This window comes from Streptomyces sp. NPDC045470 (genome assembly GCF_040646595.1).
In the GTDB taxonomy this organism is placed as follows: domain Bacteria; phylum Actinomycetota; class Actinomycetes; order Streptomycetales; family Streptomycetaceae; genus Streptomyces.
In genome coordinates, this window is the sequence record NZ_JBEZAN010000007.1 from 23,005 (window position 1) to 47,410 (window position 24,406).

General features: G+C 69.8%; 26 protein-coding genes and 2 pseudogenes. 13 read left to right on the top strand and 15 right to left on the bottom strand.

What is annotated here, in order from left to right:
- Positions 1–13: 13 nt before the first annotated feature.
- From AB0A97_RS21155 to AB0A97_RS21180, 6 genes are all read right to left on the bottom strand, one after another.
- Positions 14–1,210 (bottom strand): helix-turn-helix transcriptional regulator, encoded by a 1,197-nt coding sequence (locus AB0A97_RS21155; protein WP_361152050.1) that lies wholly within the window; start codon positions 1,208–1,210, stop codon positions 14–16.
- A gap of 126 nt (positions 1,211–1,336) precedes the next feature.
- Positions 1,337–1,771, bottom strand: coding sequence for an NUDIX hydrolase (locus tag AB0A97_RS21160; protein WP_361152052.1), 435 nt, complete (start codon positions 1,769–1,771; stop codon positions 1,337–1,339).
- Positions 1,768–2,181 carry an NUDIX domain-containing protein gene (locus AB0A97_RS21165; RefSeq protein ID WP_361152055.1) on the bottom strand — a complete coding sequence of 138 codons (414 nt, stop codon included), beginning with the start codon at positions 2,179–2,181 and terminating at the stop codon, positions 1,768–1,770. The genes AB0A97_RS21160 and AB0A97_RS21165 overlap by 4 nt, the downstream gene beginning before the upstream one ends.
- Before the next feature lie 92 nt (positions 2,182–2,273).
- Positions 2,274–2,630 carry a hypothetical protein gene (locus tag AB0A97_RS21170; protein WP_361152057.1) on the bottom strand — a complete coding sequence of 119 codons (357 nt, stop codon included), beginning with the start codon at positions 2,628–2,630 and terminating at the stop codon, positions 2,274–2,276.
- A 50-nt stretch (positions 2,631–2,680) separates the two neighbouring features.
- On the bottom strand, positions 2,681–4,003 hold the full coding sequence (locus AB0A97_RS21175) for a UDP-glucose/GDP-mannose dehydrogenase family protein (protein ID WP_361152060.1): 1,323 nt from the start codon (positions 4,001–4,003) through the stop codon (positions 2,681–2,683).
- A gap of 126 nt (positions 4,004–4,129) precedes the next feature.
- Positions 4,130–5,365 (bottom strand): hypothetical protein, encoded by a 1,236-nt coding sequence (locus tag AB0A97_RS21180; protein ID WP_361152063.1) that lies wholly within the window; start codon positions 5,363–5,365, stop codon positions 4,130–4,132.
- A 248-nt stretch (positions 5,366–5,613) separates the two neighbouring features.
- Between AB0A97_RS21180 and AB0A97_RS21185 the strand changes: the two genes are divergently transcribed.
- The 4 genes from AB0A97_RS21185 to AB0A97_RS21200 all read left to right on the top strand — a co-directional run bounded on the left by AB0A97_RS21185 (position 5,614) and on the right by AB0A97_RS21200 (position 8,170).
- Positions 5,614–6,501, top strand: coding sequence for a hypothetical protein (locus tag AB0A97_RS21185; RefSeq protein ID WP_361152066.1), 888 nt, complete (start codon positions 5,614–5,616; stop codon positions 6,499–6,501).
- Positions 6,502–6,550: 49 nt separating this feature from the next.
- Entirely contained in the window at positions 6,551–7,030 is a 480-nt protein-coding gene (locus AB0A97_RS21190) for a hypothetical protein (protein ID WP_361152069.1), read from the top strand.
- A 133-nt stretch (positions 7,031–7,163) separates the two neighbouring features.
- The gene (locus AB0A97_RS21195) at positions 7,164–7,298 is read left to right on the top strand and encodes a hypothetical protein (protein WP_361152071.1); all 135 of its coding nucleotides are present in this window, start codon (positions 7,164–7,166) and stop codon (positions 7,296–7,298) included.
- Positions 7,295–8,170 (top strand): methyltransferase domain-containing protein, encoded by an 876-nt coding sequence (locus AB0A97_RS21200; protein WP_361152073.1) that lies wholly within the window; start codon positions 7,295–7,297, stop codon positions 8,168–8,170. Before AB0A97_RS21195 ends, AB0A97_RS21200 begins: the two co-directional genes overlap by 4 nt.
- Before the next feature lie 242 nt (positions 8,171–8,412).
- Here the strand turns inward: AB0A97_RS21200 and AB0A97_RS21205 are convergent, their stop codons facing one another.
- From AB0A97_RS21205 to AB0A97_RS21225, 5 genes are all read right to left on the bottom strand, one after another.
- A complete protein-coding gene (locus AB0A97_RS21205; protein ID WP_358976314.1) occupies positions 8,413–8,595 on the bottom strand; it encodes a helix-turn-helix domain-containing protein in 183 nt (60 codons plus the stop codon).
- Positions 8,596–8,755: 160 nt separating this feature from the next.
- Positions 8,756–9,862 carry a tyrosine-type recombinase/integrase gene (locus AB0A97_RS21210; protein ID WP_361152076.1) on the bottom strand — a complete coding sequence of 369 codons (1,107 nt, stop codon included), beginning with the start codon at positions 9,860–9,862 and terminating at the stop codon, positions 8,756–8,758.
- A 32-nt stretch (positions 9,863–9,894) separates the two neighbouring features.
- The gene (locus AB0A97_RS21215) at positions 9,895–10,698 is read right to left on the bottom strand and encodes an alpha/beta hydrolase (RefSeq protein WP_361152078.1); all 804 of its coding nucleotides are present in this window, start codon (positions 10,696–10,698) and stop codon (positions 9,895–9,897) included.
- Positions 10,699–10,873: 175 nt separating this feature from the next.
- Positions 10,874–11,119, bottom strand: coding sequence for a hypothetical protein (locus AB0A97_RS21220; protein ID WP_361152081.1), 246 nt, complete (start codon positions 11,117–11,119; stop codon positions 10,874–10,876).
- A 205-nt stretch (positions 11,120–11,324) separates the two neighbouring features.
- Positions 11,325–12,467, bottom strand: a complete 1,143-nt coding sequence (locus tag AB0A97_RS21225) for an FAD-dependent monooxygenase (RefSeq protein ID WP_361152084.1) — start codon at positions 12,465–12,467, stop codon at positions 11,325–11,327.
- 170 nt (positions 12,468–12,637) lie between these two features.
- Here AB0A97_RS21225 and AB0A97_RS21230 point away from each other — a divergent pair, with 170 nt between their 5' ends.
- The 5 genes and pseudogenes from AB0A97_RS21230 to AB0A97_RS21250 all read left to right on the top strand — a co-directional run bounded on the left by AB0A97_RS21230 (position 12,638) and on the right by AB0A97_RS21250 (position 18,024).
- A complete protein-coding gene (locus tag AB0A97_RS21230) occupies positions 12,638–12,973 on the top strand; it encodes a winged helix-turn-helix domain-containing protein (RefSeq protein ID WP_361152087.1) in 336 nt (111 codons plus the stop codon).
- A gap of 307 nt (positions 12,974–13,280) precedes the next feature.
- Positions 13,281–14,072: pseudogene (locus AB0A97_RS21235) on the top strand (transposase family protein).
- A 1,341-nt stretch (positions 14,073–15,413) separates the two neighbouring features.
- Complete coding sequence (locus tag AB0A97_RS21240; protein ID WP_361152089.1) at positions 15,414–16,514, top strand: helix-turn-helix transcriptional regulator; 1,101 nt, start codon at positions 15,414–15,416, stop codon at positions 16,512–16,514.
- Between the two features lie 5 nt (positions 16,515–16,519).
- Positions 16,520–17,020, top strand: a complete 501-nt coding sequence (locus tag AB0A97_RS21245) for a sigma factor-like helix-turn-helix DNA-binding protein (protein WP_361152092.1) — start codon at positions 16,520–16,522, stop codon at positions 17,018–17,020.
- Between the two features lie 224 nt (positions 17,021–17,244).
- Complete coding sequence (locus AB0A97_RS21250; protein ID WP_361152709.1) at positions 17,245–18,024, top strand: SAM-dependent methyltransferase; 780 nt, start codon at positions 17,245–17,247, stop codon at positions 18,022–18,024.
- Between the two features lie 141 nt (positions 18,025–18,165).
- Here AB0A97_RS21250 and AB0A97_RS21255 read toward each other — a convergent pair whose 3' ends face one another.
- Together AB0A97_RS21255 and AB0A97_RS21260 are read right to left on the bottom strand one after the other, a co-directional pair.
- Positions 18,166–19,083 (bottom strand): helix-turn-helix transcriptional regulator, encoded by a 918-nt coding sequence (locus tag AB0A97_RS21255; protein WP_361152095.1) that lies wholly within the window; start codon positions 19,081–19,083, stop codon positions 18,166–18,168.
- Positions 19,084–19,168: 85 nt separating this feature from the next.
- Positions 19,169–19,405, bottom strand: a complete 237-nt coding sequence (locus AB0A97_RS21260; RefSeq protein WP_361152097.1) for a DUF397 domain-containing protein — start codon at positions 19,403–19,405, stop codon at positions 19,169–19,171.
- 167 nt (positions 19,406–19,572) lie between these two features.
- Between AB0A97_RS21260 and AB0A97_RS21265 the strand changes: the two genes are divergently transcribed.
- Positions 19,573–20,076 (top strand): ATP-binding protein, encoded by a 504-nt coding sequence (locus AB0A97_RS21265; protein WP_361152099.1) that lies wholly within the window; start codon positions 19,573–19,575, stop codon positions 20,074–20,076.
- 391 nt (positions 20,077–20,467) lie between these two features.
- Here the strand turns inward: AB0A97_RS21265 and AB0A97_RS21270 are convergent, their stop codons facing one another.
- Positions 20,468–20,602 carry a hypothetical protein gene (locus AB0A97_RS21270; RefSeq protein ID WP_361152102.1) on the bottom strand — a complete coding sequence of 45 codons (135 nt, stop codon included), beginning with the start codon at positions 20,600–20,602 and terminating at the stop codon, positions 20,468–20,470.
- 462 nt (positions 20,603–21,064) lie between these two features.
- On the opposite strand from AB0A97_RS21270, the pseudogene AB0A97_RS21275 reads away from it, so the two are divergent.
- Positions 21,065–21,471, top strand: a pseudogene (locus AB0A97_RS21275) (VOC family protein).
- A gap of 109 nt (positions 21,472–21,580) precedes the next feature.
- Here the strand turns inward: AB0A97_RS21275 and AB0A97_RS21280 are convergent.
- Positions 21,581–23,086, bottom strand: a complete 1,506-nt coding sequence (locus tag AB0A97_RS21280; protein WP_361152104.1) for an oligopeptide:H+ symporter — start codon at positions 23,084–23,086, stop codon at positions 21,581–21,583.
- Positions 23,087–23,291: 205 nt separating this feature from the next.
- Here AB0A97_RS21280 and AB0A97_RS21285 point away from each other — a divergent pair, with 205 nt between their 5' ends.
- The gene (locus AB0A97_RS21285) at positions 23,292–23,618 is read left to right on the top strand and encodes an antibiotic biosynthesis monooxygenase family protein (RefSeq protein WP_031001543.1); all 327 of its coding nucleotides are present in this window, start codon (positions 23,292–23,294) and stop codon (positions 23,616–23,618) included.
- Between the two features lie 73 nt (positions 23,619–23,691).
- Positions 23,692–24,366, top strand: coding sequence for a TenA family transcriptional regulator (locus AB0A97_RS21290; RefSeq protein WP_361152110.1), 675 nt, complete (start codon positions 23,692–23,694; stop codon positions 24,364–24,366).
- Positions 24,367–24,406 lie beyond the last annotated feature (40 nt).

Sequence of the window (24,406 nt, forward strand, 5' to 3'; positions counted from 1 at the left end):
GCCAATGCTTCACTCAGTGTGAGTGGGAAGGTCCTAGCCAGGCCCCGTAGGACAGGAAGCTCTCGGGCAGGCGCCGGTGCGCTGCTTCCAGGCTGGCGTACGTCTCGCGGACCGTTGGTGAGTACTTGGCCTGCTGAGGTGCGGCTTTCCGAGCCTTGAGCAGGCTCTGGAAGGCGTGGTCGAGCTTCCCGGTCCACACTTGCGCACGGGCAACTTCAGCGTGGTGGTGGCTCGTCCGGGACTTCGGCCAGTCCGGAGGAATGTGCATCCCAGCGGCCGCGGTGACGGCCTTGCCGTACTGGTCGAGTTCAGCGAATACAGAGACGCGGTGCGTGGCTACGTTGGTGGGGCCGAAGGCAAGCCAGTGCACCTTGATGGCCTCCCCCGTGTCCCGGGACACCCTCTCGGCCGCGTCCAAGTGTTCCTTGGCCCGCTCCCCATCATGGGCTCGGCCGGCCATCACGGCAGCCCCGAGGTGGAGCTGCCCGGTGACGACCTTCCGCTCGTGGGTCGCCTCGGCCTGCTCCAACGTGGAGAGTCCTATCGTGACGAGGCGCCCACCAGTACGGAAGTTGCCTTCCCGCAGGTAGGTCAACGCCCGAAGGTACTGGGTGAGCCCCCCGAGAATGGCATCGGAACCACGGTGAGCAGCCCAGTCCATGCGAGCCAATGCCAGTTGCGCCAGGTCTGGATACCCCAGCTTGGCGGCAACGTCGTAGGAGGTGCGGTAGAGGCTTGCAAGGGTCAGCCACCCCTGTCGGCTGCGAGTCGTGTGAGCCGCTGTCGTCGCCTCCTCGACAAGGCCGGCGACTTCGCTCGCCGCCTTCTTGATGTCCCCGCCGCGCACGGTCTTGCACAGCTCATCTGCTGCCGTATGCAGTACCTCGGGACGACGGGCCTCTATGTCCGGGTCGGGGCCGAGGTCGTAGACGTCCAGAGCGTTGCGGATGGGCCGGATCAAGACGTCCAGTTCGTCCTCGCGCAGAGATGCTACGTAAGGCTGGCCGACGATGGTTGCGACTTCAACGCGCATAGCGCGCGCGCACGCTGCGATCACGTGCGGGGTAGACGGAATGCGTCCCTGTTCTGTCTTGGTCAACGTGCTGTAGGGGACGCCGGACAGTTGGCTGAGGGCCTTCTGGGTGAGGTGGCGTTCTCGGCGCAGACGCGCGATGCGCACGCCGGTGTGGTCTTCTGGCAGAGCGTGCATACTGGCTCCTGTTCTGCTTCGACACCAGAACAGTACCTGTGGTCGGCTCCACGGGAATACGAACGAGCCCCACCCCGCAAGGGGTGGGGCTTCGTCCGCTTACCTTCTGCTGTGCCGCCCAAGCCCCTACACGCTGCGATCTGCCAGCATCAGAGCGAGCGGTCCGGCCGGCAGGAGGAAGCGCCCGTCGGCCGCGGCGGTGAGGGCGTCGTCCATCGGCCACCAGGTGAGCTTGAAGCCGATCTCGGACGGTGTGAGTTCCTGCGGGCCCAGGGTGAGGTCGCGTGCCGCGAACAGGTGGACGCGGGCGGCACTGCTCAAGGTGATGGCGTAAGAGCCGAGGGGGCGCCAGGTGCGTGCGCTGGCCCCCGCTTCTTCGCGCAGCTCGCGGCGGGCGCACTCCTCGGGGCTCTCACCGTCCTCGCGGCGGCCGCCGGGCAGGAAGAGGAAATCGCCGCCGTGCCGGGGAAAGTAGGCGCTCAGCAGCGCCACGTGGCCTGCTGCGTTCTGGGCGACGATTACGGAGGCATCGCGGGTCGGCGCGCCGGCTGTGAGGTTCACGGCAGGCCGGGAGGGCTGGTCTGCTGGGCGGTGGCGTGGTGCAGGTGGATGGCTTCGACGCACCACGGCGGGACGCGCAGACGCGGCAGCACGCGGGGCTGGAACCAGGCGAGCATGATGCCCTCGGTCACGGGGGTGCTGGCGGCGTCGCCGTCCCAGGAGGCGGCGAAGACCTCGATGTCGGCTCGGCCGTTGCCCTGTTGCACCGTGGCCAGGGGACGCAGGTCGGGGAGGGTGAGACCGGCTTCTTCCTGAAGTTCGCGGGTGATGGCTTCGTACGGGGTCTCACCGGTCTCCAGTTGGCCGCCGAGGAAGCTCCAGTGGCCGGGCCAGCAGATGCCGTCGATGTTGTCGCGCAGGTGCAGCAGGTAGGCGCCGTCGCTGTTGCGGATCGCTGCCGCCACACCCATGGGCACTCCTTGCCTCGCCGGTGGGTCCACGGTAGACGCCTGGGGCGTGGACGGACCGGCAATTCGCCTGCCACGCCCCAGGTGTCGCAGTGTTACGCCGTGGCGGCGGCGTGCTCGCGGCCGCGCCGGGTACGGCGGTGCAGAACCTCCGCCAGGGTGGTGCGCCAGCCGTCGGGGTCGATGTAGACCATGGCGATCAGCGAAGCGAGGACGGCACCGCCGAGGTCGTTCATCACTCCGTCCCAGGAGTGCTCCGGGCAGTCGCAGGTGGTGAGCCCTTTGAGGCCGTGCAGCTGGTGCATGGCCTCGCCGCCTTCTTCGCCGATCTTGCCGACCTGGAGGGCCTTCAGCTCTTCGGCGGGCAGGTCGCTGCCTGCCTCCCGGCACGCCGCCGCGAGGTGTTCGACGGCGTTGAGGTCGAGGACGTCCAAGAGCTTGTGCGAGGTCATGGTGCTCTCCTTCTGCGGGCAGGCCGGGCGGCCGTCCGGTACCCGGCGATCTACTGGGGTGTGCCCACCGCGGGGCGGCCGAGCTGGTGCACGCGCCATCCGGCGGCCGTCCAGCGGTGGGGGTCGAGGGTGGTGCGCAGGTCGACGATCAGAGGTTCGGTGGGCAGGTCGCGCAGGGCGGCCGGGTCGGCGTCGCGGTAGTGGGGCCATTCGGTGGCGAGGACGACCGCCTCGGCGCCCTTGACGGAGGCGGCGAGATCGGTGGTGTACTCCAGCTCGGGGTGGCGGGCCAGGGCGGTGGGAACGGCGTGCGGGTCGTGCACGGTGATGCGGGCGCCGCGGTCCTGGAGCAGCCGGGCGACGGCCAGGGCGGGGGATTCGCGGACATCGTTGGTGCCGGGCTTGAAGGCGGCCCCCCACACGGTGATGTCGCGGCCGGCCGGCGTTCCGCCGAGGGCCTGGGTGATCAGGTCGAGGGCCGAGGCGGGGCGGTGCTCGTTGATGATCTCGGCGGCGCGCAGGAGGTCGGCGGCGGCGTCGGCGCCGAGCTGGCGGGCCGCGGCGGTGAAGGCGCGGATGTCCTTGGGCAGGCAACCGCCGCCATAGCCGATGCCGGGGCTCATGCCGCCGGAGCCGATGCGCGGGTCCATGCCGATGGTGGCGGCGACGGTGGCCACGTCCGCGCCGGAGGCAGCGCACATGTCCGCGACGGCGTTGATGAAGGAGATCTTCAGACCGAGGAAAGAGTTGGCCGCCCCCTTGATCATTTCAGCGGTGGGCGGGTCGCACACCACCAGCGGGGCGTCGATGGGCGCGTACAGTTCGCGGACGATGTCCTCGGCGCGGTGGGAGGGGACGCCGGCGACGATCCGGTCGGGGCGCAGGGTGTCGGCGACTGCGTGGCCTTCGCGCAGGAACTCCGGGTTCCACACGACCTCGACGTCGCGGCCGGCGGGTGCGTGCCGGGCCAGCAGGTCGGCGAGCTTGGCGGTGGTGCCGGGGGTGACGGTCGACTTGCCGATGATGACCGTGGGCCGGGTCAGGTGCGGGGCCAGCGCGCGGGCGGCGCCGAAGACCTGGCCCATGTCGTAGCCGCGGCCGTCCGCGTCGATGGGCGTACCGACGGCGAGGAAGTGCACGTCGGCCGCCTCGGCGGCCTCGGCGACGCTGGTGGTGAAGCGCAGCTGCCCGCTGGCGGTGTGCCGCTTCAGCAGCTCGGGCAGCTCCGCCTCGTAGATGGGGGCCTCGCCCCGGTTGAGGGTGTCGATCTTCGCCTGGTCGGTGTCCACGCCGATCACCTCGTGGCCGATCTCTGCCATGCCTGCGGCGTGCGGGATGCCCAGGTGGCCGCAGCCGATGACGGATACGCGCATGGTTCGGTGTGCTCCTTCGAACATCCGCCCGGCCCCGGTGCGGGGCCGGGCCGGTCAACGGGCTCGCACGCTAGCGCCGTTGACCGGCCGGGCGGACATCCCGCAGGTCGCACCCTTGACGTGTCGTCAGGCCGCGACCTTCTCCAGCAGGTGCCGGGCGAGGGCGGGCAGGGCCTGGCCGGCCGGGGCGGTGCACACCAGATCGCCGTCCTGCGGGCCCTCCAGCGGATAGGGGTGGAAGACCCCGTTGTGCCAGAAGCCCTCCGGATCGCAGTGGATCACCGTCATGCCCCGGGCTCGGGCGCGGGCGGCGACCTGGCGCCGGTCGGCGTGCAGGCCGACCACCAACAGCGCCTTGGCGCCGTCCACGAACTCCACGTCGGGGACGGTCTGGTCGTAGCGGCGCATGAAGCACTCGCGCAGCCCGACCCGGGCGGGCAGCACATCGAAGTTATTCGTGATCACCGGGCCCACCATGAGGCCCGCGTCGTGCAGCTCCTTGAGCGCGTACAGCGCCGGGGTGGGGCGGGCCAGGAAGCACGCGCGGTACAGCTCCACGCACTCCTCGGCCTTCTCCTCCGGCGCGGTGAGGAATTCGCACAGCAGTGGGTCGTCCTGCGGGCGCAGCACGAAGTCCCGGGCGCCAGGGGCGTCGTCCTCGCGGGTGGTGACCCGGTAGATCTCGTGCAGCCGGTGCAGCGCGGGGATGCCGGCCTCCCAGCTCGTGCCGCAGCCGATCTCGACCTGGAAGGGCAGGTAGTCGGCGAGCGGGGCGAGGTCCGGGATGCGCCGGAACGTGCCGGGGGCCGCCTTCTGGCGGATGCCGCTGGCCAGGACGTCCCAAGGACGGCGGCGGGTCGCCGGAGGCGGGACGTACCCGGACGAGGTGATCTGTACATCCAGGCAGGCGTACCCGTGCGGCAGGGTGCGGCCGGCGCGGGCGTCTTCGGGATGCGGGCCGGAGTGCAGGGTCGGGGTGACGCGCAGGTCGCCGCGCGTCCACGCGCTGCCGCCGGAGCTCCAGCCACCGTCGCGTAGAGCGGCGCGGACCGCCTCCCAGTGCGCGCCGATCTCCTCGGCCGGTGCGGCGGCGTGGTGGTACAGGTAGAGCTGCCGCAGCGCCAGGGCCGGGGCGCCGGTGGTGGTGGCGAGCCCGTACCGGTAGCGGTAGTGCACCATGCGGCGCCGCGCGTCGCCGGGCCGCCAGCCGGACTGCGCGGCCGTGGCCGGCTCCTGGGTGCGCCGCCAGATGCCTTCCTCGATGTCCCGGGGCCGGTCGGCGCCGGACGTGCCGAAGTAGGTGTGCCAGTCGCGTTCCTGCTGCGGGGTGAGCTGATCGACCACGATGAACGGAAGTTCCATGGGGGGCCTCTCGCTGCGATCCGTACGCCGGGGCTCCGGAGCCGCAGCCCCGGGGCATCCTCACCACGGCACCACAGCCGCCGGGCCGCGCGAAGCCGGTGAAGCGCGGCGGACAGCGGCTGACGCCGCGGCGCCGCCCCGGCGCCCCGACCGGCGAAACACCGGCGAATGCGCCCGCGTTGTTCCCGCCGGTCGCCGGGCTGCGTACGCTCGGAAGGTTCGGTGGTAACACGGCGGAAGGGCCCGCGATGGGACAGGCCGGGAAACGGCCCAACACGATTTTGAGCCACTTCATGGAACGGGCCCAGCTCTCCAACGCCCAGCTCGCCCAGGCGGTGACCGCGGGGGCGCGGGCCGCAGGGCACCGGGACATCAATCCGGACGAGAGCCGGGTACGGCGCTGGCGCGGCGGGGAGTGCCCGCGCGAGCCCGTGCCGCAGATCATCGCCCAGGTGCTCGGCGCCCGGCTGGCCCTGCCCCTGACCCCGGCGGACGTGGGCCTGCCGGGACCGCTGCCGCCGAGCTGCGGCGCCGACCTGCCGTGGCAGCACGCCGCCACCATCGCCGCCATCGCCCACCTGACCCGGAGTGACCTGATGCTGCCGCACACCCGCACCAGCAACGACGCCGCACAGATCCGCGCCGCCGACGCCCTCCTGGAGCCGCTGCGACGCTGGCCGTCCGCGAAACCCGCCAGCCTGCCGAACGCGCCGCGCACCGGCCAGCTGGGCACCGCACAGGTCGAATCGATCGAGGCGCTGACCGCCGCCTTCCGCGACGCGGACAACCGGCACGGCGGCGTGCTCTCCCGCCGGGCGGTCGTGGCCCAGATGAGCGAGATCAACGACCTGCTCGCCACCGCCTCCTACACCGAAGCCACCGGACGCCGCCTCTTTTGTGCCGTCGCCGACCTGGGCAGCGTCGCCGGATGGATGAGTTTCGACGCCGGAGCGCACGTCAGCGCCCAGCGTCTGTTCGTCACCGCGGTGCACGCCGCCAGCGAAGGAGGCGACCGGCAACTGGCCGCACACATCCTCCAGTGCATGGCCCGGCAGATGTCCCACCTGGGACACGTCGAAGACGCCCTCGAACTGGTGGCCCTGGCCCAGTACGGGGCGAGCCGGCACGCTAGCTAGCCCCGGCACCCGCGCGATCCTCGCCGCCCTCCACTCCCGGTTCAGCGCCATGTGCGGCGACCTGGAGGAGAGCCAGCGGGCGGCCCAGGAAGCCGAGGACGCCTTCACCCGCATCCGTCCCGCTGACGAGCCGCCACACACCGCCTTCTTCGACGAGGCGGAACTGTCGGCCACCCTCGGCGTCGCCCACCAGATCGCCGCCAAACAGACCTCCGGCCGCCAGCGCACCCACCGCGCCGAGCAGTCCCTCGCCCTGCTGACGAACGCCCTGCGGCTGCGGCCCGCGGCCCGCGTACGCTCCCGCGCGTTCGACCACATCGGCCTCGCACGCACCCACCTGGCCGTCGGAGAACTGGCCGGGGCCTGCCAGGAGGCGACCACCGCCCTCACCATCGCCGAGGGATTGCACAGCACCCGCATCGCAGACCGGCTCAGCGAACTCCACGACGAAACCGAGACCTACGCGAGCAGCAGCGACATCAGCGTCCTACGCGAACGCCTGGAAGACGCGGTCACCACCATGCGGTGAACCGGGCAAGGAGGCGGCCCCGGCCATGGGCGCCGCCCCCTTGGCGCCACCGCGGTGAGGCACCGTGCACCTATGCGGTCCGGCGCGGCTTCGCTACCGTCAGCCGCGGCACTGAAGCCCCAGGGGAGGACCGATGGGCAGGACGAACGGTGCGGAGCCTGACCCGCCGCAGCGGGAAGAGGGAGACATCCCGGAGACTGACGACCAGACCGGCGACGAGAACGGGCACGAGGACGAAGACGAAGACCCGGGGGTGCCCGACGAATGACCGCCAGCGTCCCGGGCCCCGCGGAGCTGCGCGAGGAGTGCGCCACCGGCATTGCGGCGTACGGGTACTTCGACGAACAGGAGCTGCGGGACGCCTTCCTGGCGGTGCCGCGCGAGCATTTCGTCCCCCGACGCGTGTGGTGGCCCAAGGCGGACGACGACGGCCGATACCCCGTCCTGGACCGGGACGAGCAACCGGAGCGATGGCTGAAAGCGGTATACCGCCCGCTGACGGCTCTGATCACTCAGGTCGCCGACGGCGCGGTCCGCATCGAGGACGGCCCGACCGCCAGCTCCGACTTCACGTCCTCCATCTCGTGCCCGGCCGTCGTCGTCAACATGCTGCGCCACCTCGCCCCCCAGGCTGGTGACCGCATCCTGGAGATCGGCACCGGCACCGGCTACAGCACCGCCCTGCTGTGCGAACGCGTCGGGGCGGAACACGTCGTCACCGTCGAGATCCAGGAGGCGCTGGCGAAGCGCGCCGAGGAACGGCTCGGTGCGCTCGGGTACCGGCCGCAGGTCGTGTGCGCTGATGGCGAGCAGGGCTGGGAGCCGGGCGCCCCATATGACCGACTCCTGTCCACCGCATGCGTACGGCAGGTCCCGCCGGCGTGGCTGCGACAGGTCAAGCCCGGCGGGCTGATCATCACGCCGCTGGCCACCCCGATGCACTGTGACGCCCTCGCGTGGCTGCGCCCCGACGGCCAGGGCGGCGGGGGAGGCGGGCTGTTCGACACGGTGTACTTCATGAAAACGCTCTCGCAGCGTCCACGGAAACCGTGGCGGGAGCTGGGCTGGCCGCGCTGGCCGGACTGGTCGCTGACCGTCACACCCGAGGGCAGCCAACGCCTGCACACCCGGGACAGGTGACCGCGCTCGGGCCTGACCGGCGTTGTCAGAGGGCATTCGCAATCAGCGGCATGGAACCGAGCCCCCTGCTGCCTCCACCGCGCCGCGCGCGTGAAGCACGAGTTCGCTGATGCTTTTGCCCCCTCGCAAGGCCAAGCTGCCCAACTGATTGAGACCGCCGAACTGCTCCAGTCCGCTTCCGGCAGCGATCACCCGGACCTCGTACCACCGTGGTGGACGCTCATCAAAGAGATCAGCTCTGACTACTCCATTTTTTGCTGTTGCACCCATGCCTGAACATCAGTCACTTTGAACTGAATCTTTGCGTTCCGTCCACGTCCGAACTTGTATGGAACCAAACCTGAGCGTGCGGCATCTCGGTACAGCCAGGTTATCGACATGTTCAAGTATTCGGCGGTCTGTTTCGCGTCCATGAAGTGCGTCATTTGTCCTCCCTTTGGTGCCGTGCTCACTGGTCAGGTGGGCGAGCCGCGGCAAGTAACCAGTGTGGGAGGGAACGCCGGTTTGGCTAACCGGCGATCTGCTGCTATGTAGGGATCGTGCGGGCCGTGGAGCGCCCTGTGCGTCGTGCAGGTGTGGACCTACTCAAGCCGCCAACCCGACGTTGAGGATCTTCGCCGCTCTGCCGATCGACCCCGGCATCAAGAACCTATAAGTCTTGAAGGTCACTTCAATGGAGCTGTGCCCCATCCATTCCGCCACGTCTGTGATGGGTATGTTATTCGAAAGGCAATTCGAAGCGAAGTAGTGGCGCATTGAATACAGGCGTAGGTCGTCGGGCAACCTTGCGGATTTCCTTGCCTTCCCCCACCGGAGGCTTGTGATGCTATTGGTCCAATAGTTGTCGCGTGTTGTGCGTAGGAGGAAGCCGTCTTCGTCGATCCCGAAATCTTCAGCATAGCGAAGTATGGACTGCCGTGTTTTGTCCGGCAGTGGCACTTCGCGAAAATCGCCTTTGCTGCGGTGCTTCAACGGTGCTCGTACCCCAGACTTGCAGCTGATCTGCTCGGTCACGCGATACACGTCATCAGCCACGATATTGTTGATGTTCACCGCACATGCTTCCGCGGTCCTGAGGCCGCAACCGGACATGATGTCTACGAGGAGCTTGACCTCTGCGTCGCCGTGCTCACGCACCCGGGACAGCTCCTCGAAAGAGGGGATGGTCACCCTGTCGGGGGTGTACCTGGGAGGCATGACTCCTTTCATCACGCCCGGAGCCGTGGCTCCTTGCTGTTCGGCCGCCCTGAGTACGGCTCTGAGTGTCTGGAAGGACCGCGATTGCACGCTGGCGCTGGCCCGTTCTCGTTCGAGCCCGAGAAGGAACGATTCTGCGACGCGAGGCGTAAACGTGTTCATGCGTCGGCTCCCCAGTCGGGGAATGAGCCAGTTGTGAAGAGACGGTTTGACGACTCGGTGCGAGCCCTCCGAGAGGTGGCGCTGCCGTTCCCACCATTCTGTGGCGAATGCGGCGAACCGCATCTCGCCGAGTTCCCGTCGCTGCTCGACGACATCCGCAGGCGTGCTGCGCTTCTCCGCGTATAGCGCATTGAGTCGCGCAATTGCCTCGTCTTGGGTGCTGTACCCGCCCTCTTCGCGCTGCTTCCCGGATGCGTCCCGATACCTGATCACGTACGAGTGGGGGCACCGGGTGGGGGCTGAGCAGTGGCAGTTCTTACGGAACGTGCCCATGCCGCGGGCGAGCTTCTTGCTGGCGATGCTGACTACCTCCGGACCGATGCTGGCATTTTGCTGACCTGCTGACCCGAAACTGTTCTCTGACCTGCTGCTTTGCCACTGTAACGGGCAATGCGGGGGATCGCCCGACTCAGGCGGAGTGATGTCGACCACGCCGCCTGTGGCCTGCGTTTTCGCAGGTCAGCGCTCCGAGCCTGACGCGAGTGGGCCATGTCGGCGTCTTGCCGAGGTGAGGCGCCGTTGCTGTCGCGCCTGCGATACCGGAAGACGTGTTGCAGGAACGGGAGCTGTGGAGTGTGGCAGGCAGGAGTGCCCTTCGGCGTGCTCGGTCCAGGCCGGGCGGTGGCAGGGGTGGTGGGCTCCCGGGGGCGTGGGTAGTGCCCAGGCGCCCGCAGGAGGCGGCCCCTGAGGGGGCAGACGGGCCGCTCCCTCGTGGAGGTGGCAACGGTACGGGGCCGACGCGACGTGGGCTCGGGCATGGCCACTCCCCACCCCTCGCCGGGCGCCCGCAGATACTGCTCCGTCGTGACGCCGTCCGCGATGCTTGGGGCGCCGTCACGCACCCGGTCGAGGAGGCCGGCGACGACCGGATGGTGCGCGGCGGCGGTGAAGGCGGAGGGCTGGATGAGTGTGAGGGAGCGGACGAGGTCGGGTCGGCGCGCGATGGCGAGGAGCGCGGCGACGCCGCCGTTCCCGTGTCCCACGAGGTGGGCGCCGCCGGGGCCCACGGCGCAGGCTCCATCGCTCAGAACCTCCACGGCGTCCTCGGCGTCGGTTTCGAAGTCGCTGCGCGCGGTGTCCGGGCTGTCGCCGTAACCCCGGCGGTCCATCAGGAGGAGTCACCGGCTGTCCGCGAGGGGCCGCTGCGCGGCGAACCCGTACGCGGAGTCGCTGCCCCTCCGACCTGATCGCGGTCATCCCACACGGTCACGTGCACGGCAGGCATAGGTCATCCTCCCGGAGCTGATAAACATCAACTCCCGTGAGAGTGAGTTTTTTCCAACCTCAGGTTGAGGCGTGACGAGGGGCGGGGATGGTCTTCATGGTGGCGGCGACCCGGTTGGTGCTGCAGCGGAGTTTCCGCGGGAGGCGCCAGCCCTTCAGGGCGGTCATGGCTTGCTCGCCGAGACGGCGGATCCTGGCGTGGACGCTGTTGTGCCGACGTTGCCGCAGCTTGAGATGCGGGCTGCGGAAGGGCACCGGGATGATGCCGTCGCCGCCTTGATGCGCCTTGTCCGCCCAGCACTTCACCTCCGCGTCGCGGGGGCGTGGTCACCGGCAGTCCCCCTGTCGTGGCGAGCGCCGGGAACGGTGGGTGAGGCCCACAGCAGCCGACCGGCCGCATCGGCGATGATCTGCCGCTCCGGGCCGGGCTCGTCGGACATGGCGGCGCCGACCGGCTGAGAGCTGCCGCGGAGCTGCGCATCGACCGGTGACCGGTCGGTGCGGACCCGGTCTACCGGTTCGCGGCTTCGCGAGAGGCGCTCCGGTTCGTGCCGCCGACCGCGCGGCCCACCGTGTTGCGCACCGCGAGGCCCGGCCGGGTGCGGGGCACCATGAGCCTGGAGAGCAGGCCGACGCGTCGCTGCCGCGGGCCTACCTCCCGGCGGAGCCGCGACTCGTAGGCGGCGAAGGCGCGGGCGTGATCACCGGGATGGGCGGCGAGCTCTTCTGCGAGGGTGTACGCGCCCGCCATCGCCATGCTGGACCCGTCACCCAGCAGGGCCGTCGCCGCCGCCGCGTCCCCGAGCAGGACGACCCGTCCGCGGGACCACGAGGGCATCCGGAGGGTGGTCAGGGGGTCGAAGAACGGAGCCGGGTGGTCGAGGAAGGCCGCCACGAGTTCCGGTGCCCGCCACCCCACGCCGGCGTAGGCGTCGGCCACGGTCTGCTTGTGCAGGGCGATGTTCTTGCGGTCGTGGGGCGCTGGCTGTGCGGCCCGGAAGGTGAAGATCGCGAGCGGGGTGGTCCGCGAGGGGTGGAGGACCAGCATCCGGTTCGGCACGGTCAGCATCGTCATCTCGGTCGGGTCCTCGATGGCGTCGGGTTCCAGCGGGACGGTCGCGCCGTACAGGCCCAGGTAGCTCGCGAACTGCCGCTCGGGTCCGAATACCAGGCGCCGTACGGTGGAGTGCATCCCGTCGGCACCGACTACCAAGTCGAAGCGCCGTGGCGCGGACCGCCGGAAGGTGACGTCCACCCCGCCTTCATCCTGGTCGAGAGCGGTGACCGTGTCGTCGAACAAGAACTCGGCCTCGGTCTGCGCCGACCGGTGGAGCACCTCGGACAGGTCGGCTCGGGTCACCTCGACCGTCGGCGCCTTGTCCGAGGTGAGCGGGAGGTGCAGGATTCGCCTGCCGCCGGGGTCGAGCAGGGTCAGCGACCGATTGCGGGTGGCGAGCTCGCGGAGCTGCGGGAGGATGCCCATGCGCTCGGCGACCGGGATCGCGGGCCCCTTCACGACGATCGCGCTACCGCCGGAGCGCAGTTGCCGGGCGTGTTCGACGACCGTCGGCCGGTATCCATTCCGGGAGAGCCAGTAGGCGAGTGCGGGCCCTGCGATTCCGGCACCGACTATCAGCACCTCGGGCTTCTTCATGACGATGACCTCTCGGAGTGTCGATGACCAGGTCCCCGGCGAGTGCCGGGCCGGGTCTGAGGGGGCGGCGGCACGGGGTGGTGCGACCGGGCCAAGGTACGATCAATTTCGTACCTCAGGGAAGCATGCCCTTCAGGTACGATGCAAGTCGTACTTGAAGGGGGTGCCGCGTGGCCGGGAGGAACCTGGACGGCCCGGAGGCCGATGCGCTCGATCTGGGTGCGGTGTTCCGTGCCCTCGCCGACGAGCACCGTCGTTCGGTGATGACGGAGTTGGCCGCCGACCGCAGCGACAGCGAGCGGGGCTGCAACTCGTTCGATCTTCCGATCTCGAAGCAGACCCAGACCCACCACTTCCGGGTCCTGCGCGAGGCAGGTCTCATTGACGAGATCGACTACGGCAACCGCAAGGGCATCCGACTGCGACGCGCGGACATCGAGAAGAGATTCCCCGGGCTCCTCGCGCTCCTGGGAGCAGGGCCCCCGGCCGATACCGCTCCTCGCTGAGCACACCGGAGGAGAGTCCGATTCGGCCCTGAGCCGCGAGCTCGACCGAATCCAGCTCGCGCCCGGCTCGCAGGTAGCCGGGCACGGCGCGGGCACGAAGGGAACCGGTGTCGCTTCGACCACCGTCCCGCGCTCGTGATCGGCGCCGGGCACTTCCGCGCGCGCTCCCTCACGCCACCACCCACTGAGGTTTCCTCAACCTGCGTACGGAGCGGGGCCACTGGGGTGAGGGCGGGGCCCGGGCGTAGAGAAGCTCCTGGTAGACGGGTGCGTGTCGAGTCCAAGCCATCCTGCCGGGAGCTTCCGCATGCTCGTCTACCCAGCCGGGGTCGATCTGTCCGCCTCCGCTCTGCGCTTCCGCGCCCGTGAGCTGACCGCACGTCGTCTTGCGCAAGGGACACGATGGCGCCGGCTGGCCGCCGGACGGCAGGCGCTGCTCGTGCCGGCTCATCTACGTTGCGGCCATACTCCCCCAGCCTCCGGCCGGGGGTACCCCCAACGCCCGGCTCGCCGCCGGATTCGGCGTGGGTACCACCACCGCCTACCGGTACATCGCCGAGACCGTCGACATCCTGGCGCTCTGGCTCCAACCCTCACCGAGGCGGTGAGGACAGCCTCCGGCAAGGCGTTCGTGATCCTGGACGGCACGCTGCTGCCGATCGACCGGATCGCCGCCGACCGACCCTTCTACTCCGGGAAGCACAAGAAGCACGGCATGAACGTGCAGGTGATCGCCGATCCGGCGGGACGGTTACTGTGGGCGTCGCCCTCGCTGCCGGGATCCGTCCACGACATCGAGGCCGCGCGAACCCACGGCATCATCGGTGCCCTGGCGGGAGCTGGGGTGTAGTGCTGGGCCGGCAAGGGCTACCGGGGCGCCGGCGGCACCGTGCGAGTTCCCTGCTGGGGGCGCTGGAAGGCTCTCTCCCCTGGCCGGCGGGCCGTCAACTGCTCACACGCGAAGATCCGTGCACTCGTCGAACAGGCCATGGCCACCCTCAAAACCTGGCGGCTCATGCGCGAACTGCGATGCTCTACCAGCCGTATCACCAGCCTCGTCCAGACCGTCCTCACCCTGCACCTGGCATGCTCAAACTGAGGTTGGAAAAGGCTCAGTGAGCCTTGATGCACCAGCCGCACACCTGGCGATGCGTGGCGGGACGTAGGAGGCACGCTGTACCTGAGCATGCTCGCCAGGAACTTGTTGCCCACTCGTACAGAAGCATCCCGCGGTCTTGTCGTTCATGTCCCTGGCGACTCGCACTCGCTGCCCCGCACAGCCCCTCATCAGCGCATGCTGGACGCCCCGACGCGGCACTCACCCCTGCCGTACGTGTCGTCCGTCCGGATACAGGCGTGGCGGAGGGAGGAGGGGACGTAGAAGGCCGTGGAGGCGGCGGTGGAATTCGTCCCGATGTCGACCTTGACGCGGCCGACGGGTCGGCCGCCGCGAGCGCGCCGCCCTGCTGCTCACTGCCGACCGGCTCGCCGCGGCCGGTATCACCGCGAACCGGCTGCGCGGCCAACTCGCCGAAAGCTCCTGGCCGCTGAGCGGACTTCTGGGCAGCGGCTCTCAGCTTCCGCCGGTTCCCAGTGGCGCTCGCACGCCAGGGTGCGAGGCGGTCCGGGTGGCTGCGTCGATGCTTGGAGCCGGTCGGGCCGCCGGCGCTTCGTTCACTCGAAAGTGTGCACGGCGCGTCAATAATGGTTGACGCGAGGTGCGCGTACCCGCGACTGGGGTATCCGGAGGGGGCGTGACGCCAAACGGCCGGTAATTGGCCAATCCTGAAGGCTTGAAGGTCCCGCATGACCGTTTTTGATCATTTCGGGGCGTGATCGCTCCGCCGCACCGCCCGACCGGCTTACGGAAAGTTTATGTGCAGGGCTGAGGTCGAACGGGGCGGGCTCAGCGTGCATTTGCACCGGTCGGGAAGCGTATGACGGAAGGCAGGAACGGGAGATAGCTTTCCGGTGACGACCTCGGGCCAGGTAGCGAGTCTTTCCCGAGGTCACCTACTAGCATCGATCAAGCGAGGTATTCGTATGCCCGATCGCCTGTACCAGGAGAACGTTTGGGTTTTCCTGATAACGCACGACGCTAGCATTCCGCGGCCCGTCGTTCGTGAAACAGCCCCCCTTGCTGCCCGGGTTGTCACGGCCCCGGCAGGGCTCTTCCTCTGCCTGGTCGTCACGGCGTGGCTGCTGGTGCACGAGCCCGCGGCGTCCGTCGCTCCGGCCGGCGCTCTGGCTGCTGCTGTCACCGCCGCGTCCGGGGCTTGCACCACCTGCATATCCCTTCGCCTGCGCTGACGTACCGGTGGGGCATCCGGCTGGCCCGCTGCCCCACCGGACCCGCTGCAGCGCGTCACCGGCCGTCGCCTCGGGCCGTGCACTTTGCGTACCCGGGGCGGGGCGAAACAGCCCAGGGGAGGGAGAAACGATGGGCAGCTTCAACACCACCGGCCGTTCGGCTGCGCAACACGACCGGTGCGCTCAGTGCCAGGCCCCCTTCGAGCAGCGCACGGGGCCGGGCCGGCGCAAGGAGTACTGCAGTCACAGTTGTCGTCGTCGCGCGCAGCGTCAGCGTGACGGCCAGCGCGTCAGCGTGCCTCTGGCGACCTTGCCGTGGGGGCGGGACATCGCCGAATACCTGCAAGTGCTGGCGGCGCGCCTGGTCGACGCTGAACATGACAGGGCTCCGCTGCAGGTCCTGCTCGAGCACGCGGAACGTCTGGCGAAGGAGATCACCTACTACCGGGCCGCAGCCGTGCAAGACGCCCGAAGGGCCGGCTGCGGCTGGGAGGTCGTAGCGGCCGCCGCGTGCGCCGAGGTGGAGACGGTACGGTCGCGCTGGGGGGAGAGCGCCCTCAAGCGCCTGTTCGCCCGGCGCGCTCGTGATCAGCGCATCGCTGACCCGCCGGGCCGTCAGGTGCCGGGGCAGGCGAGCACCGCCACGCATCCGGTAGCCCAGGCACCGTGCCCGGCGCGCCAGTTCGCGGCCGCCATGGCTCAGCTGCAGCGGACCAGCCGGGTCAGTTTGGAGGAGGCGGCCCGCCAGGCCGATCTTTCACCCTCGTACCTGTCCCGGATCCTGTCCGGCAAGCGGTTGCCGTCCTGGCCGGTGACCCACATGCTGGCCAGCATCTTCCAGGCGCCGCCGGCCGATGTGCGCCATCTGTGGGAGGCCGCCCACGGTCTGGGCGGCACGCGTCGGCGCAGCCTGGCTGGAGCGGCGGATCGGCTGTGCGCTGCGCTGCGCGGCCTGCATCTGGCCGCCGGCTGCCCCGATGCGGCCCGCCTGGGGGCGTCTGCCGGTGGTCTGAGCGCCGTGACCGTCACCGAGGTCCTGCGCGGCCAGCACGTCCCGGACTGGGAGCTTCTCGCGCGCCTGGTCAGCGCGCTGCACGGCCGCCCCGCTGACATCCAGCCGCTGTGGGAGGAACTGCATTACGCCTTCCTCGTGGCCCAGGACGTTTTTCCTCCCGGTGGTCTGGCCCGCACGAAGCTGCCGGCGCCCTCGGAAGCCCTGGACGAGGACTGACCGCCGTGGACCGCCGCCGGCCCGCCCTGGAGCCCGCCACGATGGCGACGTCGGTCGCGACCGCGCGCAGCGACCTGGCGCTGCGCGCCTTTCGCCAACTGCACCACGAGCACTACCTGCACTACGTACAACTGCGTACGGACGACGCCGGCCTGGCGCCGGCCGTGGCCGGGGCTGTCTTCACCGAACTGGCAGTTCTGTGGCCGCGGGTGCTGCGCAGCGCCAACTGCCCGGCATTCGCCTGGCGTTTACTGGGGACGCACACCGAGAAGGCCGTGCGGGTCTTGCCGGCTGACCGTCAGGAGCGGGCCGACCACCTTCACCGGCTGCTGCCCGCCGACCAGGCCGACGCGGTGCTCCTGCATCAGGGCCTGCGCCTCTCCGCGGCTGGTGCGGCAGCCCTGATGGGCACGGCTCCGGAGGCGGTGCGAGCCAGCCTCGCCCGTGCCCGCCGGGCCATGTCTCACATCGCCGCAGTGGCCGCGTCCGGCCTGCCACCCCGGTAGCCGACCGCCGCACCGGTGCCACACGGCGCGACGGTCGAAAGTCTCCACCGTGCGGTGGCCGAATCGCCCCCGGGCTAGCGCGTTACACCCCTTCGCGGCCTGACAGCGGCGGGTAGCCGCCCCTACCATGGCCTCTTGCTCTTCCATGACGGGCCTACGGGCCCGCAGGCCGGCAGGGGGACGTGGTGAAGCCGGAAGAGAAACCAGATTTTGACCTAGGGCGCATTGATGTGACCAAGCCCAGCGTGGCCCGCATGTACGACTACTACTTGGGTGGTCACGACTACTACGAGGCCGACCGCCAAGCCTGCATCGAGTTGTCACGGCTGGCCCCCAGCACCGAGGCACTGGCCCGCAACAACCGGCGTTTCCTCCAGCGCGCCGTAGGCGTGCTGGCCCGCGACTACGGCGTGCGGCAGTTCCTCGACCATGGCTCCGGGTTACCCACCCAGGACAATGTGCACCAGGTCGCCCAGCGCATCGACCCCGACGCCCGCGTCGTCTACATCGACAACGACCCGATCGTCCTGGCCCACGGCCGCACCCTGCTCGACGAAAACGACAAGACGCTGGTGTTGCAGGCCGACATGACGGACACCGACCACATCTTCGCCCACCCCGACGTACAACAACTGCTGGACTTCGACGCGCCGGTGGCAGCGCTGTTCGTCTCGGTGTTGCACTGCCTCGACGACGAACCCGCAGCCGCCCTGGTGCGCGAGGTCGCCCGACGGCTGGTACCCGGCAGCTTCATCGTCATCAGTCATCTCGCCAGTACGGACCCTGACTTGCGTCGCAAGGCCACCGACCTCATGCTGGCCAACACTGACGGCCACTGGGGACGCGTACGAGAGCCTCACGAGGTCGAGGCGTATTTCGACGGCATGGAGATCCTGGACCCGGGCCATCTGGTGGAAATCTCCGCGTGGCGCCCGGACACTGAGGTCGCACCGCGCCAGCGCACCCGGGAATGGATCGAATACGGCGGCATCGCCCGTATCTGACACTCCCGGCCGGAGAGACAGCCGGGCGGCGGGCCAGTGCTTGCCTTGGGCCACTCGCCGAGCAGGACCGGTCGGCAGCAGCTGCATCGCAATGGCTCCCAAGGCATCGCGTCGCCACCATCAGCCTGCTGGGCGGCGTGGTCAGGCCCGGTAGCGGGCAATAGCGGCTTCGAGCAACTCCAGGCTCTCGCCACGCGAGGCCGCCGCCTGCTGCAGGCGCACCATCTGCCCCTTGTATGACTGGACTTCCTCGGGCTTGGTCAGGTAGCGGGCATGGTCGGGGGCCTCCAGGTAGATCAAGTCCTGCAGGCCGCCGCCAGGCGGAAAGACCAGGTAAGTGAGAGACGTCGAGGTCACACAGGCTTCGTAGGGGATGAACCGCAGGTTGATGCCGTCGCGGCGGGTCAAATCACGCAGTTTCTCCAACTGTTTGCACATCACCGCAGGACCGCCGTACGGGCGCCACAGCACACTCTCGTCCATCAGCGCCAGCACGTCGGGGGACCCTGCGCGGTCCAGCAGCAGCTGACGGTTCAGCCGTAATTGGACCCGTTGGTCTACCTCGTAGGCCGAGGCGCCGGGCGGCAGTCCGCGCTCGACGATGGCCCGCGCGTACGCCTGGGTCTGCAACAGCCCCGGTACGTACTCCCACTCGTAGGTGCGGATGCACTGGGCGCAGGCCTCCAGCCCGATCAGGCGGCGGAACCAGCCCGGTGTCACATCGTTGAACGCCTGCCACCACGGGTTGCGTCGGGAGGCCTCCAGCAGGGCCCGGATGCCCTCCAGGTGTTCGGAGTCGGTGACCTCGTAGAAGGACAGCAGGGCAAAGACATCGCAGTCCTTGACGCTGTGCTCGCCACCCTCGATACGGCTGATCTTGGAGATGGACGCATGCACCTCCGGCGCCACTTGCTTGATGGTCAGCCCCCGCTCAGTGCGCAGATGGCGGAGGTAGGCACCGAGCACCGTCAGCGCGGCAACAGGATTGCCCGCTGACGGCGCCTGGAAAGCCGCGACGTTCGTTATCGCACTGTGAGGGCCTGATCCGGCGGCCGACATTCGTCCTCCACACCTGGGGCGGGCTGCCAGTATGTCAGCGCTGCCAAGGGCGTGCCGTCATATTCCGGTGCGCCTGAGTCGAATTCTAGCCAGCCAGCAGGAAATCGAATTCACCTAGTTTCGCTCCCTCAAGGAACGCGGCCACCTCGGCACGGGTATAGACCAATGCCGGGCCGTGCGGATCCCGGGAGTTGCGGATCGCCACGCCACCCCCGGGGACCTGCGCGAACTCGACACAGTTCCCGTTCGCACCGCTGGCCGTGCTTTTCACCCACCGCACGCCCAGGTCGCTTGCCGGCATCCCGTTGAAGACCTGCTGCATCGTCACCATCTCCTCAGGTCGGCTTGGCGCGGTGCCGAGACGAAGCTGTGCGCCGGCGCACCATCCCAGCCCCTGCGTGCAATTGCACGAACCGCGAATGTGCCGGAATACTAGCCCCGTCAGGCACATCTGAAGCCACCCGCAAGGGTGTTCTTTTCGGAGGGTCCGTGAGCCCTGAACCTGCCCTCGCGCTACCACCCCGCAGCACACCGGCCGCACTGGTGACCGAAATCGCGTGCCCCGCACCGGCCGATTGGGGACTGCCGATGGGCCTGGGCACCCCTCTCTTCGCCGCCCTGCGCTTTACCGACCATTGGGACGCCCTGCACCGCGTACGCCACTTCACCCACACCACCCTCAAGCGATGGAACCTGCCCGCCCGCAACGCCGACATCACCACAGTGGTCGGCGAACTCGCCGCCAACGCCTGCCTCCACGCGCTGCCTTACCACCGCAGCGACGCCTGGCTCGGCCTGACTGCCACCACCACCCACGTCATCTGCGCCGTCAACGACCCCAGCCCGCAGCCTCCGCAACCCGCCCCCGACGACCCGCTCGCGGAGCGGGGCCGCGGCCTGCACATCGTCCACGCGCTCAGCACCCGCTGGGGCTACTGCCTCGATGCCGACCGAGGCAAAATCGTCTGGGCCCACCTGCGCAGCGCCGAATGATGGGCTGCCGCTCGCTGTCTACGCGGGACAAAGATGATGCGCCCGTCTCGGATGCACCGCGTTCTGGAGCACCTCGATGACGTCCTGGTGCGACGGCGGCAGCACCGCCGCCGGCATCCCGCCCGACCCCTGAGCAACCAGGCGTAGCTGACCGGCGATCGAGCAACACACCCAGGCCCCCAAGGCCGGGTCAGGAGCAGGGACGCGTAGGGCCCCGCACGCAACCGGTAGGCCGGGGTGCACGTGCGGGGCCGCTCGCGGGGGGTGGGTCGTCAGACTCCGGTCAGGGTGTAGTTTCAGGCAACCTGGCTGGTGTGGGAGACCTCGGCGGGCTTCGGCTGTACGCGATCATTCGCGTTGGCTCGTCCCGGCTGAGTGGCGGGTTGTCCCGTCACGTGCCGCGGGTCTTCCCCGTCCTGGGCCTGGCGGCCCGCTCGTGCTGCGAGTGGCTGACCGTGGAGAGCGTCTGCACCACATCGGCGTGGGCCTCGATCCTCGTCAGCGTGAGCATCGCCGAACGGGGCATCGTTCGCGCACGTTGCCTCGCACCGGTAGGGACCCGGGCCGGTGGAATTCGACCCCCGTTGCACGGTGGAACAGGGAACCGGCACTTGGATACACGCCCCCGGGCCATCGCAGGCTACGTCCGGGAAGCCGCCTGACGTGTGGGGCACTCTTCGGTCGGTACGGGAGGAAGCCTGCGGGGGATCCGAGGGGCCCTCCCGCCGGACGGTGAGACGCATGAACTGGTGGAGCAGGACGAAGCAAAGGGGCGCCGAGACCGGGTCGTCGCCGGTTGGCCTTGACCTCCGGACGGCGGCCCGATGCGCCGATGGCCGGGATGCCGTGGAGCGGCAGGTAGGTCCGGCCAAGAGGCGCAGGACGCGTAGGAGGCCCAGGAGGCCAGGAGGCCAGCGGCCCAGGAAGACGTGCGGGTGCCTCTGGAAATGAGCGGTGCGGTCTCCTTCGTACGCGGTACGGAGCGTCGATGCCAGCGATCAAGAGGTTCCAAGTCACCTTCGACTGCGCAGAACCTGATCGCCTCGCTCGCTTCTGGTGTGAGGTGTTGGGGGCCGCCACCTGGGACGATTTCCACCGCACGCTGCCTCTTGAGGAGCAGGATTCATGGGCCGCATGCAGTGACCCCTCTGGCGTGGGCCCGCGCTTGTACTTTCAGCGTGTCGCCGAAGGCAAGAAGGCCAAGAATCGGGTGCATCGCGACGTCCGGGTCGGCACCGGGCTCGTGGGGGACGAGCGCTTCGCCACGCTCGAAGCCGCAATGCGCGTGACGGGTCGTGCTCGGAGCGACACATGTGCGCCCTGTAGGCCGATGAGGAGGACGAGTCGTGCATCCCGATGTTGGACATCGAGGCCGACGAGTTCTGTATCGACTGAACATTCTCCGTGCCGGGGAGCCGGGGAGGTAGGCGGCCACCATCCGGACCGCCTCGGTGACCTGCACGGCCGCGCCGTCCCCCCCCGCACGCCGGGGCATCCGCACATCTCATACCCCCAGCTTCCGCGCCAGCGCCCCGCGTCCCAGAAACAGGCAAAGGCCCGTGACCAGGGCGGCCAGCGCCAGCGCGAAGAAGTACGCCGGGGACGGCGATCCGCCGCCCGCCACCCTCAGGGCGTTGCCGCCCAGGCCGCCGCCGAGCGCCCCGGCCAGCCAGAACAGGCCCACCATCTGGCTGACGAACGTCGCCGGGGCCACGGCGGTCGCGGCGCTCATACCGACCGGGGCGAAGGCCACTTCGCCTGCCGCGAGCAGCAGGAAGGCCAGCAGCAGCCACACTGCCGGGACCCGGCCGTCCGCTGCCGACGCGGCCTGCCACGCGGCGAGCGCCATCACCGTGAAGGCCGCGCCCACGCACACCATGCCGATGGCGAACTTGGCTGCGGTGGTGATCCGGTCGCCCGCCCGCTTCCACAGCGCGGCGAACAGCGGCGCGGTGAGCAGGACGAACAGCGGCAGCGCGGCCTGGAACCAGCTCGCCGGCACGGTGAACCCGAGCACCGTACGGTCCGTCGCGTCCCGGGCGAAGACCGAGAAGACCGACCCGCCCTGCAGCGACAGCGCCCAGAACACGGCCGAGGCCAGGAACAGCCAGACGTACGTCTTCACCCGGACCCGCTCCGCCCGGGTCAGCCGGGGGTCGCGGAGCAGCCGCCAGAAGAACAGCACGGGGACGAGTACGGTCAGCAGCCCGGTCAGTGCCATGACGTGGGCGATCCGGAACATGCCCAGCGCCGCGTCCGTGCCGTACCCGGCGACGAGGACGGCGACCGCCAGCCCGGTGCCCCGCAGCACCCGGGTGCGCTGTGCCGGGGTCGCGGCGCGTTCGGGGGCGTGGCCGACGGTGCCGAAGTGCCGGGTGCCGCGCACGTACTGCAGCAGGCCCAGCGCCATGCCGAACGCGGCGAGCCCGAACCCGAGGTGCCAGTCGACGGTCTCGCCCACGGCACCCACCACGAGGGGCGCCACCAGCGAGCTGAGCTGGACGCTCATGTAGAAGACGGCGAACCCGGCGTCCCGGCCGGCCCGGTCCTCGGGCGCGTAGAACGCACTCAGCAGGCCGGCCATGTTCGGCTTGAGCAGTCCGGTCCCGGCGGCGATCAGCAGGAGCCCGGGGTAGAAGAGCGGGTGGCCCGGAACAGCCAGCGACACATGGCCCAGGCCGATCAGGACACCGCCGTACAGGACGGCACGGCGGGCGCCCAGCAGCCGGTCGCCGATCCAGCCGCCCGGCACCGACGCGACGAAGACCGCGGCCAGGTACAGGCCGTAGAGCGCGGCGGCGTCGCCACTGCTCATGCCGAGGCCGCCGCCGGAGGCCGGGGCCGTGGCGTACAGGACGAGGATCGCCGACATCCCGTAGAAGCTGAAGCGTTCCCAGACGTCGGTGGCGAAGAGGGTGAAGAACCAGCGGGGACGGCCCAGCGGGCCGCGGCTCCCGGCTCTGGGCGGGCGGGCCGGTTCGGCGGCCCGCGGGTATATCGGCGCGCTCATGGTTCCTCCATCACGACGCTCGGGGGAGGTGAGGTTCACTCCGGCGCGTCGCAGGCGGGTCGAGGACGGGTGGAGACCCCGGCGTCCCGTCCGCGCCAGGGGATACGCAAGTTCGCGTACAGCCGTGGGTTCGAGCCGCTGTCGAGCGCGGTCGCCGACGCTGGGCGGCGTCCGCGAACGCCGACCGAGGACGGAGGCCGGCCAGATGCCGCAGTCTCTCCCATTCCGTGTGATGTTGCGTATGGAGATCCACCCCGGCCACGGGGACGAGTTCGAGCGGGTGTGGCAGGAGATCGGGCGGCGCATCGCCGCTCAGCCGGGCAACCTGTGCCAGTCCCTGGCCCGCTCGGCCGACGAGGACGACGTCTACTACGTCGTCACCGACTGGGTCGACGCCCCGAGCTTCCACCGCTTCGAGCACAGCGAGGAGCACGTGGACAACCGCCGGCGGCTCGCCCCCTTCCGCAGCGGTGGCGAGATGCGGCTCAGCCAGACACTGTGCCTGCTGCCGGGGGAGTCAGCACGGCAGTAGGCGGCGGATGGCGTTCCCGGCACACCCTTCGTCCCCCGTGAACCGGACCCGTGAACCGGAGAGGAGCACCGTCGTGTTGCACCAGGAACTGAAGGAACGGGCGGAACCCGAGTGGAAGGAGATCATCGAGCATCCGTTCTGGGCGGGAGTGCGGGACGGTTCGCTGCCCGCCGGCGCGCTGACGCACTTCGTCGAGCAGTGCGCGGGCCACGTCCTGCCCGCCTACGCACGGGCCCTGGCCCGCACCGCCGCCGCCACCCGCTGGGACCGGCACGTGGTCCTGCTGGCGCAGGCCGCGGCGGGCACGGTCCGGGCGCGCGACCGGCTGCTGGCGGCCCACAACGGACTGGACGCCGCGCTGGGCGTCCCCCGTGCCGACCCCGAGGCGCCCGCCGGAGCCATCACCCACGCGCACACCACGTTCCTGCACGCGGCGACGGCGACGACGGTGGCCGCCGGTATGGGCGCGCTGCTGCCGCTGGCCTGGTTCCGTCAGCGCCTCGGTGACGACCTGCTCCTGCGCCGTGTGCCCGGCTCGCGCCACAGCGCCTGGATCGACATCTTCCAGCCCGGCCCCGAGTACGCGGAAGCCGTCTCCGAGCTGGAGGACGCGTACGACGAACTGGGCGGCCTGATGGCCACACCCGGCCGGACGGAACTCGTCGAGTACTTCACGCTGGGGCTGCGCTACACCGCGTCCGTCACCAAGGCCGCCTGGGCCGAGGCAGGACAGCCGGCGGCCCGCTGAGCACCGGCCCCGGGCACCGTCCGCAAGCGCCACGGGCCCG